The organism is Nocardia sp. N2S4-5, from assembly GCF_044628355.1.
Classification (GTDB): Bacteria; Actinomycetota; Actinomycetes; order Mycobacteriales; family Mycobacteriaceae; genus Nocardia; species Nocardia wallacei_B.
Genome location: NZ_JBIUPM010000001.1, coordinates 2,013,096 through 2,029,253 on the forward strand (window position 1 = coordinate 2,013,096; position 16,158 = coordinate 2,029,253).

At 69.9% G+C, this 16,158-nt stretch carries 16 protein-coding genes; 7 read left to right on the top strand and 9 right to left on the bottom strand.

All coding sequences use genetic code 11. From position 1 onward, the window contains the following. Nucleotides 1-24: 24 nt before the first annotated feature. The gene (locus ACFMRZ_RS08845) at nt 25-501 is read right to left on the bottom strand and encodes a MarR family transcriptional regulator (RefSeq protein ID WP_280273896.1); all 477 of its coding nucleotides are present in this window, start codon (nt 499-501) and stop codon (nt 25-27) included. Nucleotides 502-839: 338 nt separating this feature from the next. Here ACFMRZ_RS08845 and ACFMRZ_RS08850 point away from each other — a divergent pair, with 338 nt between their 5' ends. From ACFMRZ_RS08850 to ACFMRZ_RS08860, 3 genes are all read left to right on the top strand, one after another. After that, nucleotides 840-1,922 carry an enoyl-CoA hydratase/isomerase family protein gene (locus tag ACFMRZ_RS08850; protein WP_400178666.1) on the top strand — a complete coding sequence of 361 codons (1,083 nt, stop codon included), beginning with the start codon at nt 840-842 and terminating at the stop codon, nt 1,920-1,922. Then, the gene (locus ACFMRZ_RS08855; RefSeq protein ID WP_400178668.1) at nt 1,919-3,250 is read left to right on the top strand and encodes a CoA transferase; all 1,332 of its coding nucleotides are present in this window, start codon (nt 1,919-1,921) and stop codon (nt 3,248-3,250) included. The genes ACFMRZ_RS08850 and ACFMRZ_RS08855 overlap by 4 nt, the downstream gene beginning before the upstream one ends. Before the next feature lie 92 nt (nt 3,251-3,342). Then, complete coding sequence (locus ACFMRZ_RS08860; RefSeq protein WP_400178669.1) at nt 3,343-4,716, top strand: amidohydrolase family protein; 1,374 nt, start codon at nt 3,343-3,345, stop codon at nt 4,714-4,716. Nucleotides 4,717-4,721: 5 nt separating this feature from the next. On the opposite strand, the gene ACFMRZ_RS08865 is transcribed toward ACFMRZ_RS08860, so the two are convergent. From ACFMRZ_RS08865 to mftE, 4 genes are read right to left on the bottom strand one after another with little or no spacing between them, the layout of a single operon-like run. After that, nucleotides 4,722-5,582 (bottom strand): LLM class flavin-dependent oxidoreductase, encoded by an 861-nt coding sequence (locus ACFMRZ_RS08865; RefSeq protein ID WP_400178670.1) that lies wholly within the window; start codon nt 5,580-5,582, stop codon nt 4,722-4,724. Nucleotides 5,583-5,599: 17 nt separating this feature from the next. Next, nucleotides 5,600-6,538, bottom strand: a complete 939-nt coding sequence (locus ACFMRZ_RS08870; RefSeq protein WP_400178671.1) for an adenylate/guanylate cyclase domain-containing protein — start codon at nt 6,536-6,538, stop codon at nt 5,600-5,602. A gap of 49 nt (nt 6,539-6,587) precedes the next feature. Next, nucleotides 6,588-7,424 carry a mycofactocin-coupled SDR family oxidoreductase gene (locus ACFMRZ_RS08875; protein WP_400178673.1) on the bottom strand — a complete coding sequence of 279 codons (837 nt, stop codon included), beginning with the start codon at nt 7,422-7,424 and terminating at the stop codon, nt 6,588-6,590. 31 nt (nt 7,425-7,455) lie between these two features. Then, nucleotides 7,456-8,148 (bottom strand): mycofactocin biosynthesis peptidyl-dipeptidase MftE, encoded by a 693-nt coding sequence (mftE, locus tag ACFMRZ_RS08880; protein WP_400178674.1) that lies wholly within the window; start codon nt 8,146-8,148, stop codon nt 7,456-7,458. A gap of 182 nt (nt 8,149-8,330) precedes the next feature. Here mftE and mftR point away from each other — a divergent pair, with 182 nt between their 5' ends. The 4 genes from mftR (at nt 8,331) to ACFMRZ_RS08900 (ending at nt 11,761) form a co-directional block, all read left to right on the top strand. Next, nucleotides 8,331-8,945 carry a mycofactocin system transcriptional regulator gene (gene mftR, locus ACFMRZ_RS08885; RefSeq protein ID WP_280273888.1) on the top strand — a complete coding sequence of 205 codons (615 nt, stop codon included), beginning with the start codon at nt 8,331-8,333 and terminating at the stop codon, nt 8,943-8,945. Nucleotides 8,946-9,109: 164 nt separating this feature from the next. Beyond that, entirely contained in the window at nt 9,110-10,363 is a 1,254-nt protein-coding gene (locus ACFMRZ_RS08890; RefSeq protein WP_280273887.1) for an amidohydrolase family protein, read from the top strand. A 90-nt stretch (nt 10,364-10,453) separates the two neighbouring features. Beyond that, nucleotides 10,454-11,344 carry an acyl-CoA thioesterase gene (locus tag ACFMRZ_RS08895; RefSeq protein ID WP_400178675.1) on the top strand — a complete coding sequence of 297 codons (891 nt, stop codon included), beginning with the start codon at nt 10,454-10,456 and terminating at the stop codon, nt 11,342-11,344. Between the two features lie 15 nt (nt 11,345-11,359). Continuing rightward, on the top strand, nt 11,360-11,761 hold the full coding sequence (locus ACFMRZ_RS08900; RefSeq protein WP_280270243.1) for a DUF427 domain-containing protein: 402 nt from the start codon (nt 11,360-11,362) through the stop codon (nt 11,759-11,761). On the opposite strand, the gene ACFMRZ_RS08905 is transcribed toward ACFMRZ_RS08900, so the two are convergent. The 4 genes from ACFMRZ_RS08905 to ACFMRZ_RS08920 all read right to left on the bottom strand — a co-directional run bounded on the left by ACFMRZ_RS08905 (nt 11,733) and on the right by ACFMRZ_RS08920 (nt 16,138). Continuing rightward, on the bottom strand, nt 11,733-12,353 hold the full coding sequence (locus ACFMRZ_RS08905; RefSeq protein WP_280270242.1) for a helix-turn-helix domain-containing protein: 621 nt from the start codon (nt 12,351-12,353) through the stop codon (nt 11,733-11,735). The genes ACFMRZ_RS08900 and ACFMRZ_RS08905 overlap by 29 nt on opposite strands. A 702-nt stretch (nt 12,354-13,055) precedes the next feature. Then, on the bottom strand, nt 13,056-13,706 hold the full coding sequence (locus tag ACFMRZ_RS08910; protein ID WP_400178676.1) for a hypothetical protein: 651 nt from the start codon (nt 13,704-13,706) through the stop codon (nt 13,056-13,058). A 48-nt stretch (nt 13,707-13,754) separates the two neighbouring features. Beyond that, nucleotides 13,755-15,029 (bottom strand): MlaD family protein, encoded by a 1,275-nt coding sequence (locus ACFMRZ_RS08915; RefSeq protein WP_400178677.1) that lies wholly within the window; start codon nt 15,027-15,029, stop codon nt 13,755-13,757. Then, nucleotides 15,026-16,138 carry an MCE family protein gene (locus tag ACFMRZ_RS08920; RefSeq protein WP_400178679.1) on the bottom strand — a complete coding sequence of 371 codons (1,113 nt, stop codon included), beginning with the start codon at nt 16,136-16,138 and terminating at the stop codon, nt 15,026-15,028. Before ACFMRZ_RS08920 ends, ACFMRZ_RS08915 begins: the two co-directional genes overlap by 4 nt. Nucleotides 16,139-16,158 lie beyond the last annotated feature (20 nt).

Here is a 16,158-nt window from a genome sequence, read left to right on the forward strand (position 1 = left end):
GAGCCTATTTACGACCGATTCGGTTCACACCGCGTCGGCTTCGGACACCCGGCCGGTCGCCCGGGCGAGCGCGGCGTTGTAGTCCCGCACGAAGCTCACCAGCGCCGCCAGCGTCTCGTCGTCGTCGGGCAGGCTGTCGCCGAGGGCGGTCAGCTCCCCGTACAGCGGCGCCACCGCCACCTCCGCGCGCACCGCCACCGGTTCCACCCGGACCCGCCGCCGATCCTGCGCGTCCCGGTTGCGGCGCACGTAACCCGCGCGTTCCAGGCGGTCGACAACGGTGGTAATGGCGCCACCGCGCGCGATCCCCAGCAGGTCCGCCAGCTCGCCCGGCGTCAGCGGACCCCGCATCCGTAACAGATTCAGGCACGACAGATCGGTGACCGTGATACCCAGTCGCGCGGCGACCGCGGAATGGAACACCACAGTACGGGTCGCCTGGACCCGCAATTCCTCCCGCAGCACGGCCACCATGTCGGCCCGCGCGCTCCCTGTCGGCATCGACGCCACTCCTTCCGGCCCGCCGCTCCCGCAACTGTCGGCATTGCCATGCATCGGTTGAGAGAATATCATTCTCGCAGCCAGGTAAGGAGGATCTCATTATGATGTGGACGTGCCCTATCACCTGTGGACCCGCCGCCTGCCGCCCGCGACCACGCGGGCGATGAAGGACCAGCTGTGGTAGCCCCCACGGGGCGGTCGCCGGCGGCCATTCCAGTGCAACCCCAACCGGGTCGCCGCGATCGGCGCCGCAGCAGGGCGCGCACGGGGTCCGAAACCCGCCGTTACCCACGGATCCCGTGCTCGCGCCGGCGCGGCCGCGCGCGGAATGTGCGCCCATGATCGACCTCACCGGTATCGACCTCGGACCCGACGGGCAGCCCGGCGAGCCACTCGTGGTGCTGGAGCCGCGGCGTCCGCACGACCTGTCCGCGGCCGAGGCGGTGCGGCTGGCGGCGGTGGCGGAACGCGCCGTGCCCTTGGTGGTGACGGTGTTGCGCGAGCCGCCGCCGCCACAGCTGCGGCCGCTGCTCAGCGCCTCCACCCTGACCCTCGTCGATCAGCCGGTCTCCGAACGCTGGCAGCAGGTGGTCACCGTCCCGGATGTCGGTGCGGCCCTGGATACCTTGCGCCGCGCCGTGGACCACGCCACGCGCGCCGCGATCGCCTGCGGGCACCTGCTGCGGCAGACCGCGGCGCTCCCGACGACGCCCGCGCTGGCCGCGGAGGCGGCGGTGTACTCGATGTTGCTGGGGGGCAGCGAATTCGCCCGCTGGCTTGCCGAAAGAGGTCCGGCGCGAGCGGATCCCACCCCGGGCGGGGAACCGGTGCGCGTGCGCCGGGACGGTGCCGCGCTGTCTGTCACGCTGGACCGGCCCCGACGCCGCAATGCCCTGAACGCCCGGATGCGGGAGGAGCTGCTGGCGGCGCTGGCGGTCGCCGATGCCGACCCGGCCATCGAGTCGGTCGAGCTGTCCGGCGCCGGTCCGGCCTTCTGTAGCGGCGGCGACCTGGACGAATTCGGTACCGCCACCGATCTTGTCGCCGCATATCTGGTCCGGTTGGACCGAGCGCCGTGGGCGGTGATGGACCGCATCGCCGGTCGGCTGACCGCCCGCGTGCACGGCGCCTGCATCGGCGCCGGCGCCGAGATGGCTTCCTTCGCCGGAACCGTGATCGCCGCCCCCGACACCTACTTCCAATTCCCGGAACTGAGCATGGGCCTGGTCCCGGGCGCCGGTGGCACGGTCGGTGTCCCCCGCCGAATCGGCCGCTGGCGCGCGGCCTGGCTCATGCTCACCGGCGAGCCCGTGCCCGTCCGGACCGCACTCGAGTGGGGACTGGTCGACCGGCTCGCCGAAACCGAGCTCCCGCACAGCGATTCGCCGGGCCTGAGCATGCTGTCGAGGACGCCCCGATGACCACGCCTCCCCAGCCCGACACTCCCGCCGCCGTCGTCCGCGGCTGGCTGAGCTCGCTGGGAACCACAACCTCCGGCGCAGGACCCGAAGGGGGAACGCGGTTTTCGGGCACAGATGACGCGGAACCGGCCGAATGTGCGGCGCTGGGCTGGGCGGCGTCCGGGGCTATGGACCTCACGGGTGCGGCGGACGGTCCGCCGGTGTTGTCGCCCGCACCGGCATACGGTTTGCTGGTCGAGGTCGCGCGGGTATTCGCTGCGCTGACCGAGCGAATCGGGCGGCGGGTGGATCCGGATCCGGGGGTGATTCTTGCCGGGCGGGCGGGCTTGCGCGTGTTGCGGCGGGCCGGGCGGCGGACGGCGGGTGGGGCCGGGCGGCTGTTGCGGACTGCGGACGGGTGGTGTGCGGTGTCGCTGAGTCGGCCCGACGATATCGAGGCGGTGCCCGCGCTCGTCGGCGAGCCGTGTCACGAGGACCCGTGGGTCACTCTCGAATCGGCCGCGACCCACTGGACCGCAAGGGAATTGGCCGAGCGGGCACAGTTGCTGGGTGTCCCGGCGGCGGCATTGCCGACCACCCCGCACCGCTGCACGCCGTGGCGAAGCGAGCGCATCGGCGACCGGGTGGCCGGGCGCGGGCTCGACGAGTGCGTGGTGGTCGATCTGTCGTCCCTGTGGGCGGGACCGCTGTGTGCGCATCTACTCGGGCGGTCCGGTGCGCGGGTCATCAAGGTGGAGAGCGTCCATCGCCCCGACGCGAGCCGGAGTACACCGCAGTTCTTCGAATGGCTGCACGCCGGTCACGAATTCCGATCCGTCGACTTCCGAACCCCTTCCGGGCGAGACGAAGTGGCCACGCTGATCGACTCCGCAGACATCGTCCTGGAGGCATCCCGACCACGCGCACTGGAGCAATTGGGGCTGGGACCTGACTCCCGGCCGCACCGCCCCGGGCAGATCTGGCTGAGCCTCACCGGTTACGGCCGCGACCACCCGATGCGCGTCGCGTTCGGCGACGATGCGGCGGTCGCGGGCGGCCTGGTCGGGTGGCACGACGGCGAGCCCGTCTTCTGCGCCGATGCCATCGGCGACCCGCTCTCCGGAATATGCGCCGCCCTGGCCGTGGCGGGCGCGGTCCAGGCAGGCGGCGGGCTGCTCATCGACCTGTCCATGCGCGCCACCGCCACAGCCTTCGCCACCGCCCCCGCCCTCTCCCACGGCCCGCACCGGCTCGTACGCCACCACGACACATGGGCCGTCGAGTGCGACCACCTCCACCGCACGCAACCCGTACTCTCCCAGCCGATTCCCGCGCAGGCGGTCTCCTGAGCCATGCCCGCAACCGCCACCTCAATTCGTGCCATACGTGGAAGACGCTCCCGCGCAATCCCTTTCGTGGCCGAGAGGCAGGGCGAGCCGACATGCTGATTCGCAATGCGACGGTGTTCGGGAGCGCGTGTACCGATGTGCGGTGGTCTCGGGGGCGCATCACCGAGTGCGGACGGGGTTTGCGGGCGGAAGTGGGCGAGGAGGATATCGACGCGCGGGGTGGGTGGCTGTTGCCGGGATTGCACGATCACCACACACATGTGCGGGCTACAGCGGCCCTCGCGGAATCGGTGCGGCTCGACGAGCCACCGGTACGTGACCCCGCTGAGCGGTTGCGCCGGGCCGATCGGGAAGCGGCCGCCCACACGTGGATTCGGGCCGTCGGGTATCACGAAACGAGCGACGAGCCGCTGGACCGGTGGGCGCTGGACCGGATGGTGAGCGGCCGCGCGGTGCGGGTGCAGCATCGGTCGGGGGCGTTGTGGGTGCTCAATTCCCGTGCCTGCGAACTACTGCGCGTGGACGAGTGCGCGCTCCCCGGCGTGGAACGCGATGCCGCCGGGCGCGCGACGGGTCGGCTGTGGCGGATGGACGCGTGGCTGGCGGAGGGCCTGCGGTCGGCGCCACCCGACCCGGCCGGAGTGAGCGCCGCCGCGGCCGCGCGCGGGATCACCGGCTTCACCGACGCCACCCCGGCACTGCGGCAGGCCGATATCGACGGGTTCGCGGAGCTGGTCGCCGACCGGCGCATCGTGCAGCGGATGCACTGCATGGCTCCGCCCGGCCTGTCCGGACCGCCCGAGCCGCGATTCACGCTGGGCCCCACCAAGTTCCTGCTCGACGACACCGCGCTGCCGCCGCTGGACGATCTCACCGACCAGTTCCGCGCCGCGCACGCGGCGGGCAGATCCGTTGCGGTGCACTGTGTCACGCGGGTACAGCTGATCGTGACCATGGCCGCGCTGGACAGCGCCGGAGTGCGCCGCGGCGACCGTATCGAGCACGGCGCGATCATCCCGGCGGAGTCGATGTCGTGGCTGCGGGACCACAGGCTACCGGTGATCACGCAACCGCACTTCCCGATCGAGCGCGCCGACCAGTACGCCCGGGACGTGCCCGCCGACGAACAACCCGACCTGTGGCGACTGCGGTCACTGCTCGATGCCCGCGTCGCCGTCGCGGCCGGGACCGACGCCCCCTTCGGATCCGCCGATCCGTGGGCGGTCGTCCGCGCCGCCGTCGAACGGCCCGCGAAACCATCTGGCGCCGAGAGCGTTTCGCTCCACACGGCCGTCGCATTGTTCCTCGGGGAGGCACACTGTCCCGGACGCCGTCGCACCATCGAACCCGGCGGAGCCGCGGACCTGACCTTGCTGCGCACACCACCGAACGACATCCTGGGCACCCCCACCACCGACCTCATCGCCGCCACCATCGTGGACGGCCGACCGGTGTACCGAGCCTGAGACATTCAGCGCGGGTGCACTCCCGCGCGACGCAGAACCTGCACCACCGACTCCCCGAACTCCGCCAGCGTCGCGGGCGGCGCGAAGTCCGCGAACCACACATAGAAACGCCGCACGCCGAGCCGCGCCAGACCACCGAAATGCTCCACCAGATCGTCCGCGTCCCCGCATCGCAGCCCGTCGCCGAGATAGCCGAAGCGGCGCTCGCTCACCGCCCGCACCTCCGCCGCGGACTGCCCGGCCCCCACGAAACCGATCATCTGCTGAATCGAGGCCCCCGCCGAGCCGATCGAGGGCAGCAGGTCGGGTAACCGGCCCAGTTCCGTCGCGGGCAGATTCCACCAGGTCGCGTACTCCCGGACCAGCTCCAGCGTCTTCGCCCCGGTCCCGCCGAGCACCAGCGGAATCGGCGTGGACGGCTGCGGCACTTGGGCTTCCGCCGTCGTGCCCCAGTACCGCCGCAACGACGCCAGCGTGCGTTCGAGCCGCTCCCGGCGTTCCGCCGCCCGCGCCCGAGTGATCTCGAACCGGACCAATTCCGCCGGTATCGAACCGGACCCGAGCCCGAGCTCGAACCTGCCGCCGGACGCCTCGTGCAGCGTCACCGCCTGCTTGGCGAGCACCGCGGGATGCCGGAACGCGTCGCACAGCACCAGGTGCCCGACCCGCAGCCGGTTCGTCCGCGCCGCCACCCAGCTCGCGACGGTCATCGCCTCCCACAGCGGCTGGTGCTCCGCGCCCGGCGCCACCAGGTGATCGATGAACGCCACCCCGTCGAACCCGACCGACTCCGCGGTCTGCGCACGCTCCACGATGTCGGCCATCGGCATCCGGATCTGCGGTATGAACAAGAAGAATTCGGCCATTCGCCTCTCGCTGTCTCTCATTGCCGTTCGACCAGCACCGGCGCCACCGTCCCGATGCCGCGAATCTCGGTGTCCGGCAGGGGTTTCAGGTGGAAGCCCGGATGCGCGGCCAGCGCCTCGGCGACCGCGGGCGCCGCCAGCACCGTGTCGGGATCGGCCAGCGCCGTCAGGCGGCTGGCGAGATTGACCGTGACGCCGAAGATGTCGCCCAGATACCGGATCACCGGTCCCAGCGCCACCCCGACCCGCAGCCCGGGAATGTCGCGGTCGGCGGCGAACTGCGCGATCAGCCGAGTCGCGATGTCCGCCACCGCCGCCGCGTCGTGCGCGGTGAACAGCACCTCGTCGCCCAGCGTCTTCACCACGCTGCCGCCCGACTCGAAAATCACCTGGGTGGAACGGAATTCGAAGCGGCCGACGATGCGAGTCAGTTCGCTGTCGGTACGATGCCGGCTCAACTCGGTGAAATCGACGATATCGGCGAACCCCACCGCCACCGCCGCCCCCGGATCGGCATCGGCGTCCGCGTCGAAAGCCCGCATGGCGCCGGCCAATTGGCGCACCCAGATCTGCCCGAGCACCCGCTGCACCTCGGGCATCCGGTGCATCATCTGCTCCACCACGTCGATCCCGCCGGCTCGGGCCCGCGCCTGCTGGCTGGCCAGGATCTCCACCTGCAGGTGCGCCAGGTGCGCGATCGCCCGCGTCAGCACCCGGGTCAGGCGCAGCGTATCCGCTTCGGTCATGACGTTTTCCGAGACGTATCCGCTGATGGTGCGCAGCAGTTGCACGTCCGAGGCGCCGAACGCCACCGCGGTGTCGCCGGTCGTCGGGTAGCCGAGCGCCCGCCAGTACTGACGGGCCTGCACCAGCGGGATACCGACGGCCGCCGCCGCGTCCTCGGCCGAATACCGCAGCGGCTCACCGAATCCGGGCAGCAGCGGCAGCCCCGCCATGAGAACTCCTGTCTCCTAGGTCTTCCCGGTCGTCGAGTTCACCAGTCGGTCAAAGGGCGAGCCCGCCGTCGACGGGGATCACCGCGCCGGTCATCGCGCTGTTGTCGGCCCCGGCGAGGAAGGCCAGCACCGCGGCGATCTCCCCCGGTGCGAGCAGTCGGCCCACCGGCTGCTGCCCACCGAAACGCCCGGGATCGGAGAAGCCGTAGAGGCGGGCGGTCTCGTCCAGGATCGCGGTGTCGGTGGAGCCGGGACTGACCGCGTTCGCCGTGACTCCGGTGCCGCCTAGTTCCGCGCCCAGCGCCCGGATCAGCCCCGCCACACCGGCTTTGGCCGCACAGTAGGCCGCCAGCTGCGGCAACCCCTTCGTCGCGGCGGCCGAGGCCACGGCCAGGAATCGCCCCGATCGCGGGGCGGGGCGGTCCAGCAGGGCCGGGACGGCCGCGCGCGCCAGGTTCGTCACACCGCCCAGGCAGACGTCGAGCACCGCACGCTCCTGCTCGATCGGCATGTCCCACAGGGGCACTCCCCCGGCGATCACACCGGCGGCGGCGATCGCCGCGTCCAGCCCGCCCCAGGCGTCCACCGCCTCCGCCACGGCGGCGCGCAGCGCGTCGGCGTCGCGGACATCGGCCACGAACGGCCGCACCGCGCCGACCCGGTTGACCCGGCCGCCCGCCTCGGTGGCGACCGCGAGCAGTTCCTGTTTGGTCCCCATCGCGTACGGCAGCACCGAATCGTCGGCGGCCACGTCGACCGCCAGTACCGACCACCCGCGATCGGCCAGCGCCAAAACGGTGGCCGCGCCGATCCCCCGGGCCGCGCCGGTCACCACGGCGACCCGGCGATGCCCGGTGGAATTCGCTACGTGTCGAGCCCGCGCCACGACGCCACCCCGCTTCCGGCCCGGATCGCCCTCATGCCGCCGCCGTCTCGTGCCACCGCTCGATCCGGTCCGCCAGCGCCCGCACCAATGCCTCGGCGAGGACGCCGCCCTCCGCTCCGGTCGCACCGGCCGGGTCGCCGAGGACGCCCGCGTCGCTGATCGCGCGCACGCCGCAGGAACGCAACGGCGGCACCGGTTCCGGCGCCCGGCGAGCACCACCCGCCACCGCCCGGTAGTCCCGGACCGCCAGGGGACGGACGGCCAGCATCAACGCCGTCTCGGTGCGTCCGGCGTGCGGATCACCGTTCCAGTACGGGGCGAAGGCCCGCACGTCGCGCGACTCGGCCCGCAACCGGTCGACGGCGCGTGCCACCGGTTCGGCGCTACCGTGATGCGTCGAAACCAGCAGCACCCGCTCGAATGTCTCGCAGGCACTGCGCCCCAGCTCGGTGAGTACCAGCTCGAGCGCCGACTGCCCGATGGACAGCGCGCCGACCGCGCCGCCACACCCATAGGCGACGGGCGGCGCGACCAGCACGTCGGTGCGCGACCGCGCCAAGCGCTCGCACAGCGCGCCCGCGACGTCGGTGTCGGCGGACACCGGCAGATGCGGCCCGTGCGGTGCCGTGGCGCCGACCGGAACGGCCAGCAAGGCGCCGGCGGCCGCGCGATCCCGGATCTCCGTCCAGGTCAGATCGGCCAACCGGTACCGCGGGCCGTTCATGACCGCACCTCGCGCGACAGCGATGCCGCACACCGGGTTCCGGCCCGGTACGACCCCGCGTCGCGTACCGAATCGTGCTCCGTCTCCACAGCGTCGTCGATCATGAGGACTCCCGGATGTGCGCTTTCGTCACACAGTGACGAAATGGAAATGCTGTTCTCCATTTACGATAATGTCATTGCGTGTCAGAAACAAGATCGGGCCGCCCCCGCGGCACCAGTCGCCGCGAACTGGAGCTCGTCGCGCTGCGGCTGTTCACGACGCAGGGCTTCGAGGAGACGACCGTCGAACAGATCGCCGCGATCGCGGGCGTCAGCCGGCGCACGTTCTTCCGCTACTTCGACTCGAAGGCCGCGGTGCTGTGGCACCGCTTCGATACGGAGGTCGGCGCGATCCGCGCCCAACTCGACCGCGCGCCGGCGGATCTGGGCCTGCTCGCCGCCATCCGCCGCGCCGTGCTGGCGGCCAACCGATATCAGACCGCCGACGTGCCGGAACTGCGGATGCGCATGATCCTGCTCAGCTCGGTCCCGGATCTGATCGCCAGCGCGGCGGTGCATTACCACGCATGGGAGCGGGCGATCAGCGACTTCGCCGCCCGGCGCACCGGACGTCCGGCGGACTCGCTGTACTGCCTCGCGGTCGGCCGGGCGACCCTGGCGGTGTGCCGCGCCGCCTACGACAGCTGGGTGCAGCGCGCCGACGCCGATCTCACCGAGTATCTCGACACCGCCCTGCGCGCGCTGGAGACGGGCTTCTCCGACAGCGTCGCGACCGCGCCACCCGGGCGGCGATGATCCGGCGAGCACCCGCGTCGCCGGATTCCCTGCCCTCGGCAGGACCCTGAGTGTATCGTCTACGCCAGATGCGAGAGTATCATTCTCGTAGGTGGAGATTGAAAATCTCGCGCCACGCTCGGGGTCGACCCGTACGACATTCCGCACGAACAGCGAGGAGTCCCGTGAACATCGACGACATGATCCTGGTAAGTATCGACGACCATGTGGTCGAGCCGATCCACATGTTCGACGGCCATGTCCCGAAGAAGTGGGCGGATCTGGCCCCCAAGGTCGTCGTGGACGAGAAGGGCATCGACCGCTGGGTCTACCGGGACCGGCCGACCGGGGTCACCGGCCTCAACGCCGTGGTGTCGTGGCCGCCGGAGGAATGGGGCTACGACCCGGCGGGCTACGCGGAGATGCGGCCCGGCGTGTACGACGTGCACGAGCGCATCCGCGACATGAACGCCAACGGCATCCTCACCTCGATGTGCTTCCCCACCTTCGCCGGATTCAGCGCGGGGCACCTGGCCTACTTCAAGGACGAGATCACCGTCGCGATGATCCAGGCCTACAACGACTGGCACATCGAGGACTGGGCGGGCGCGTATCCCGGCCGGTTCATTCCGCTGTCGATTCTGCCGCTGTGGGATCCGAAGCTGGCGGTCGCCGAGATCGCGCGGGTCGCGGAGAAGGGCTGCCATTCGGTGTCGATGCCGGAGCTGCCGCACCTCGACGGCCTGCCCAGCTACCACGACATGGACTACTGGGGCCCGGTGCTGGCCGCGCTGTCCGACCACGGCACGGTGATGAATCTGCATATCGGCCAGGGTTTCCGGGTGCTGAACCTGGCGCCGAACGCACCGATCGACAACCTCATGGTGCTGGCGCCGAGCGTGTCGCTGATCGCGGCCCAGGATCTGCTGTGGGGCCCGGCATTTCGCACCTACCCGAAGCTCAAGGTCGCCTTCTCCGAGGGCGGCGTCGGCTGGATCCCGTTCTTCCTGGACCGCTCCGACCGGCACTACACCAACCAGAAGTGGCTGCGCCGCGACTTCGGCGGCAAGATGCCCAGCGAGGTGTTCCGGGAGCACACCATCGCCTGCTACGTCACCGACCGCACCTCGCTGAAGATGCGCCACGACATCGGCATCGAGAACATCGCGTGGGAATGCGACTACCCGCACTCGGATTCGATCTGGCCGAACGCGCCGGAATTCGTGCTCGAGGAGCTGCAGGCGGCCGGGGCCAGTGACGCCGATATCAACAAGATCACCTGGGAGAACGCCTGCCGCTTCCTGAACTGGGACCCGTTCGCGCACATCCCGAAGGAACAGGCGACGGTCGGCGCGCTGCGCGCCCAGGCGAAGGATGTCGACACCTCGACCACGTCCCGCAAGGAGTACGCCGAGGCCTACGCCGCGAGGGCGAGCTGACGGCGGCGGCCCGGCCGGCACCCGCGGGCGCGTCTCGGAGGCGGCCGCGACCCGGCCGGTCCGAGCGCGCCCGTGCCCGCGGGTGGCCGGATGAGTGAGGGCACTGTCCGCGCCACGGCCGTGCTGCCGTGGACCCAGCGGGAACTGCTGCGCCTGATGGATGTGCGGCCGGAGGGCGAGGGGCGCTATCTCGCCCCGGCGCACGGTCCGACGGAACGCAATGTGGTCGAGGCGGGCCAGCTGCTCGGCGCCGCGGTGGTCGCCGCGGCCAAGGAGGTGCCGCACCAGCGGGTGACGGCGGTCTCGATGATCTTCTCGCGGATCGCCGAACACGAAGCGCCGCTGAGCATCTCGGTCGAGACGCTGCGCACCGGACGTACCTTCACCACCGCGCAGGTGCGGGTGTACCAGCACGAGAAGCTCTGTGCCGCGGGCACTGTGCTGCTCGACGCCGGTGCGCCCGATCTGGTGCGGACGACCGAGGAGCCGCCGCGGGTGCCCCCGCCCGAGGGGCTGCGCTCGCTCGCGATTCCGGGCGCCGAGGTGGCGGGCCGCGACATGCGCGTGGTCGACGACGCCTACGACCCGGATCCGGATCGGATCGGGCCGCCCGAGCTGTTCGTATGGACTAGGTTCCGGGACGCGCCCGGCCCCGAGCATCTGCACGCGGCATTGCTGAGCCAGTCGACCACGCACTGGACCGTCGCGGCGGCGCTGCGCCCGCACGCCGGGTTCGGCGAGGCCATGGCACACCGGTCGATCTCGACCGGAATCACCATGGCCACCATTACCTTTCACGATGAAGCGGACGTGTCGCAGTGGCTGCTGTACGCCACCCGCGCGACGTATACCGGCCGAGGGCAGGCGCACAGCGAAGGGCGGATACACACCGAGGACGGCCGGTTGGTCGCCTCCTACACCGTGCACGCGATGGTGCGCGGCTTACCGTCCAACGGCCGTGCGTCCGGTCCCCTGCTCTGACCCGAGGAGACAGCCGTGCAACCGTCAGGTTATGTCGAGTGGCCCGATTACCGCGTCGATGTGCGGCGCGTCCGCAATCTGATTCGCGTGACGTTCGGCGCGGACGTGCTCGCGGAGACGACGGCGGGACTGCTGGTCGCGGAGCAGGATCACGGGATCGCGTTCTACGTGCCGGAGGCGGACGTGCGCTTCGATCTGCTCGTTCCCGTGCCGCTGACCAGCCGCTGCCCGTTCAAGGGCACCGCGCGGTACTGGCGTCCGGCCGAGCATCCGGATCCGGTGGCGTGGGAGTATCCCGAGCCGTACGCGGAGGTCGCGCTGCTGCGCGGGCATATCGCCTTCTATCAGGACCGCGCTCGTGTCGAGGTGGGCGTGGCCGTGCCCGCGGTCAGTGCGCCGTATGCGAAGAATCGCTGACGGCGTCGGATCGCCGCCGTTCGAGCCTGTCCAGGTGCCGCTCGACCCAGTCGAACGTTTCGGCGTGGCCGCCGGTCACGTCGAGCGACTCCTCGATCATCAGTAGCCGCGACATCCCCGCCGCCATCACCGCGAACACCGCCGGCGGGTAGGCGTCGGTATCGATCCGATACTCCTGCAACAGCTTTCGCAGTGCGGTGATCTCTGCTTCGCGGAATCGCTGGGAGTACTCGGTCAGCGCGGTCCGGATCACCTTGCGGTGGTTGGCCATGGCGGCGAACTCCATGACGAGCTGGGCGGCGCCGGGCTTGGTGCCGAACTGCCACAGCGCGCGCAGCGGTTCGGGCCCCGCCAGCGCCTCCGCCTGGCGGCGTAAGCCCTCTTCGGCGCGGCGCTGGAACACCGCCAGCAGCAGGTCGTCCATCGTGCGGAAGTAGTAGTGCACCAGTTGGTACTTGAGGCCCGCCTTGCGGGCCACGCTGCGCGAGGTGACCGCGGCGTACCCTTCCTCGAGCATCAACTCCTCCACGGCATCCATCAGCACCGCGCGGTTCTTGGCGTCGGGCGCACCGATCCTCCTCGGCGATGCCATCTCGACAACCTCCCTAACTCGCCCCCCAACGACAACGTCACCACGAACGGCCTCACCGCGGCCCGCCGCAATGCTAATCACCCGACCAGATCCAATCGTTACCACACCCGAGCGTACGGTCCGCAGCTACCAGGGTCGCATCCGATTGGAAGTACTGTCCCGGCCCACCCCCTGAGTGGGGGGTAGTCAGCGCGGGGGCGCGGCCGAACAGCGCCAGAATCGTGGCAATCACAGGCAACGCCGTGCACGCCGCGATAGATGAAAAGTACACGCTCCCAGGGCCGTTCAGTGCACAGCCCAGTGCGAATGATTGATCGGGCGATCGGTAGAGCCTGGGCGGTGAGGACAATCCGACACCGGACATGGCCTAGCAGTGCTGCTCACGTCCGGCCTGCGCCGCTAGAGGGAACTGTTCGAGGGTGCGGAGCAAGCGCGCGGCGACCTCCACATTCGACCTAGCCCCCGTAGAGGCGAGTGAACTCCTGACCCGGGTCGACAGCGGGCACCGTATGGTTCGACGAACTCCCGTCGACGTTGGTCTCCTCGACGTAATGAGTCGGTTCGGCAGGCAGATGCCGCCAACGAGCGCGCGGATCCTCAACCTGCTCCGAGTGACTGTCCGATGACATCCCCTCCCCCTTTCCAAACCGTTTCACCACATCCTACCCGGGTTAAAACGTCCGGTACGGAACGCTGGGTGGGTCAGGGGAGTTCTACCTTGCTGGCGAGCCAGTGGTTGTCGACCTTTTCCATGGTCATGAGGATGCGGTTGCGGTCTATTCGGGGTTGGGGGTTGGTGACGTTGGTTATTTCGGCGTCTACGAAAAGCATTATTACTGCTTGGGTTTCGGAGGCGGATTGGATGCTGGCGGCTACTACGTGGCCCTTGCTGACCGACTTGGCTTGCAGGAGCATGGGTTTGAGTTGGTCGGCGGACTTGCCGTACATGTCCTTGAACTCGCCGGTGGCGCCGTTCAGGACGGTGGCGATGTCGGGGTCGAGATGGGACGAGTCGATGCTGGTCAGGGCGACCGCGTAGTTCTGGGCGGCGGTCAGGGCGGCGCGGCCGGCGTCGGTGCGGTCGTTGCGGTTGTCGAGCTTCCAGCCGAAGACCACCGCGAAGACCACCGCCACCACCAGCAGCACGACGAGCACCGCGGTCAGCGGGCGCGGCACCCATCGGCGCCACGAACCGTCGCGGTCCCCGTCCGCCTCGGCCACGGCCGACTCCGACGCTCCGGCCGGAGACGACTCCGAAACACTCGCCGCCTCTTCCGGAGCATCCTCACTCACCACGTCGGATGTCGTTGCGGCGGCGTCCTTTTCCACCGTCACCACGGATGTTCTGTCCATTGTTCTCTCCCATCGTCACGTTCTCGGGCGCCCCCGGGCTGTGGTGCGTCACCCTCCCGGCACGTATGGGCCGCCGTCGGCGTGCGGAACGGTGTAGGGACCGGTGGGCGTCGGATCCGCGCGCTGCAGCGGGTCCACGCCGGGGGCAATGGTGGCGGTGTTGTCGCCCGGCGGCCGGGGCGCGTTGGCGGCGCCGCGGGGCAGGATCGACGGATCGGGATTGGTGCAGCGCGCGTGCAGGAACGGTTCCGGATAGTCGGGCACCGATCCCGGATCGCGGGGCAGGTCGTAGTCGCAGGAGTAGGCCGGGTAGGGGCTCACGATGGCCCACACCGCCCCGTCGTGCATCGCGGAATGGATGGCGTCGAGCGTCGAGCCCGTCCGCTGCTGCGGCCAGAAGAACTCCTGCAACGCCGGAATGTGCAGATACGCCATCTGCGCCGTCGTGGTCAGGTTGCCCAGCAGCTGCACCATGGTCGGCGAGTTGTCGGCGATGACATTGTCCACTCCCGCAAGAAGTTTCGGCGCGTTGTCGACCAACGTCCCGTAACCGCCCGCCATCGACCCGACGCCCGCCATCGTCTGCGACAGATTCCCCGCGGTCGCCTGCAGCCCCGGCGCCACGTCACCGAGCATGGTGAGCACCGCCTTGCTGTTGTGCAGCAGCGAAACCGTCTGCGGCAGAACCGAATCCAAGGTCGAGAGCAGGAACATCCCGCCGTCGACGATGGCGGCCAGCTTCTCGGGCGCGGCCTCACCCCCGCCCAATTCGCGGACGATGCCTTCGATCTTGGCCGGATCGATCTGCGTCAGGGTGCCGCTCATACTGCCGAGCACAGTGGCCATGGTGACCGGTATCGCCGTGTGGTCCTGGGTGACCACATCGCCGTCGGACAGATACGGCCCGCTCTCCGCCGCGGGCAGGAAATCCAGGAACTGTTCACCCGCCGCCGACAGCGACGAGACCCGGACATCCCCACCGACCGGTATGTGCACGCCGGAGTTGATGGCGGCGACCGCCACCACCTTGTCGCCGTCCACATCGACGGTCCGCACCCGACCCACCCGCACCCCGCGCAGCGTCACGTCCTGATCGGGCAGCAGCCCGCCGGACTGCGCCAGCTCCACCCGCACCTGGTACTGGGACCGAAGCGGGTTGATCTGCAAGGAGCCCAGCAGCAGATAGCCGATGCCGAGCGCGAGGACGAGCAGCAGTCCGAGCCCGGAGGTCAGCAAGCGGTGCCGCGCCAGCAGCCGCGCCGAGTACACCAGCACCCGCGCCGGCGGCTCCAGCACCACATTTCGTACAGCAGTTGTGTTCATCGGCCCGGCTCGACTCTGTCCTTCAGACGGTTGAGGGTGTACGCCAGCGACCCGATGAAATTCGTCCAGTCCGTCGCGTCCGGCGGCCGGCCACCGGAATCGGCGGGGCTGCCCGGATCGGGTACCGCCCCGACCGCCAGCTTGGCGATATCGACATTCACGTGAGCGGACGCCGCGTTGGTCACCTTCATGATCAGCGGAACGTTCGAGATCAGCGCGTCGAGGTTCGCACCGGGCGCAGTGGCCGCGATATTCAGATTCTCGGCCAGCTTGTTCACCGACTGGATCAGGCTGCGGTCGTTGGCGCCCTGCATCGACGGGAACTTGGCGAGCTGATCGGTGATCCGGTTGACCTGACCGATGAGATCGACGATGTTCTGGGTGTTGTCGCCGATGACCTGCAGCGCCGGACCGGCGGCGGCCATCGCATCGGTCACATCCGTGCGCTGCCCCGCCAGCGACGCGCTCAGATCGCCTGTGCTCGCGAGGATTTCGCGGATCCGGTCGGAGCGGGTCGCGAGATTGTTCACCAGATCCCGGGTCTCCCGGATCAGGGTGGCCAGGCGGTCGCCGCGCCCGCCCACCGCCTCGCCGAGACTGTTCGCCAGACTCGTCACATTCTCGATGGCGCCGCCGTTGACCAGCAGCGCGGCCCGGGTGAGCACCTCCTCGATGGTGGCCGCCGCGGAGGTCGCCTGCAGCGGAATGCTCGCGCCGTCAGCGAGATTCGGCGCACCGAGGTCGGGATGGGCCGGGGGTGTCAGCGCGACGAACACGTCGCCCATCGGTGTGGCCGAACGCAATTCGGCGGTGGTCCCCGCGGGCAGCTGCACACCGGACTGGATGCGCATCGACACCACTGCCGTGTAGTCCTTCGCCTGCATCGATTCCACCTGACCGACGTCGGCGCCGTTGAGCCGGACCTTCGCCTTGGTCGGCAGGTTGAGCGCGTTGGCGAACGTGGCCGTCAGCGAATAGCCCTCGACACCCGGCGCGGGCAGCGGAAGTTTGTCCAGGCTCACCGAACAGCCGGTGGCCGACACGGTCACCACCGCGGCGATACCGAGCAGCCGGCGCCGTGAACCACGGTGTCTCGGAGCGAATTTCATCCTCATACTCTCGCCATTCC

What these genes read in the sequence shown, in the direction of transcription:
- ACFMRZ_RS08870 (WP_400178671.1), bottom strand. Translation starts at nt 6,538, where the DNA reads ATGGCGGGGCTGCCGCTGCTGCCCGGATTCGGTGAGCCGCTGCGGTAT.
- ACFMRZ_RS08865 (WP_400178670.1), bottom strand. Translation starts at nt 5,582, where the DNA reads ATGGCCGAATTCTTCTTGTTCATACCGCAGATCCGGATGCCGATGGCC.
- ACFMRZ_RS08845 (WP_280273896.1), bottom strand. Translation starts at nt 501, where the DNA reads ATGCCGACAGGGAGCGCGCGGGCCGACATGGTGGCCGTGCTGCGGGAG.
- ACFMRZ_RS08910 (WP_400178676.1), bottom strand. Translation starts at nt 13,706, where the DNA reads ATGGACAGAACATCCGTGGTGACGGTGGAAAAGGACGCCGCCGCAACG.
- ACFMRZ_RS08860 (WP_400178669.1), top strand. Translation starts at nt 3,343, where the DNA reads ATGCTGATTCGCAATGCGACGGTGTTCGGGAGCGCGTGTACCGATGTG.
- ACFMRZ_RS08920 (WP_400178679.1), bottom strand. Translation starts at nt 16,138, where the DNA reads ATGAAATTCGCTCCGAGACACCGTGGTTCACGGCGCCGGCTGCTCGGT.
- ACFMRZ_RS08905 (WP_280270242.1), bottom strand. Translation starts at nt 12,353, where the DNA reads ATGGCATCGCCGAGGAGGATCGGTGCGCCCGACGCCAAGAACCGCGCG.
- ACFMRZ_RS08895 (WP_400178675.1), top strand. Translation starts at nt 10,454, where the DNA reads ATGAGTGAGGGCACTGTCCGCGCCACGGCCGTGCTGCCGTGGACCCAG.
- mftE (WP_400178674.1), bottom strand. Translation starts at nt 8,148, where the DNA reads ATGAACGGCCCGCGGTACCGGTTGGCCGATCTGACCTGGACGGAGATC.
- ACFMRZ_RS08850 (WP_400178666.1), top strand. Translation starts at nt 840, where the DNA reads ATGATCGACCTCACCGGTATCGACCTCGGACCCGACGGGCAGCCCGGC.
- ACFMRZ_RS08855 (WP_400178668.1), top strand. Translation starts at nt 1,919, where the DNA reads ATGACCACGCCTCCCCAGCCCGACACTCCCGCCGCCGTCGTCCGCGGC.
- ACFMRZ_RS08915 (WP_400178677.1), bottom strand. Translation starts at nt 15,029, where the DNA reads ATGAACACAACTGCTGTACGAAATGTGGTGCTGGAGCCGCCGGCGCGG.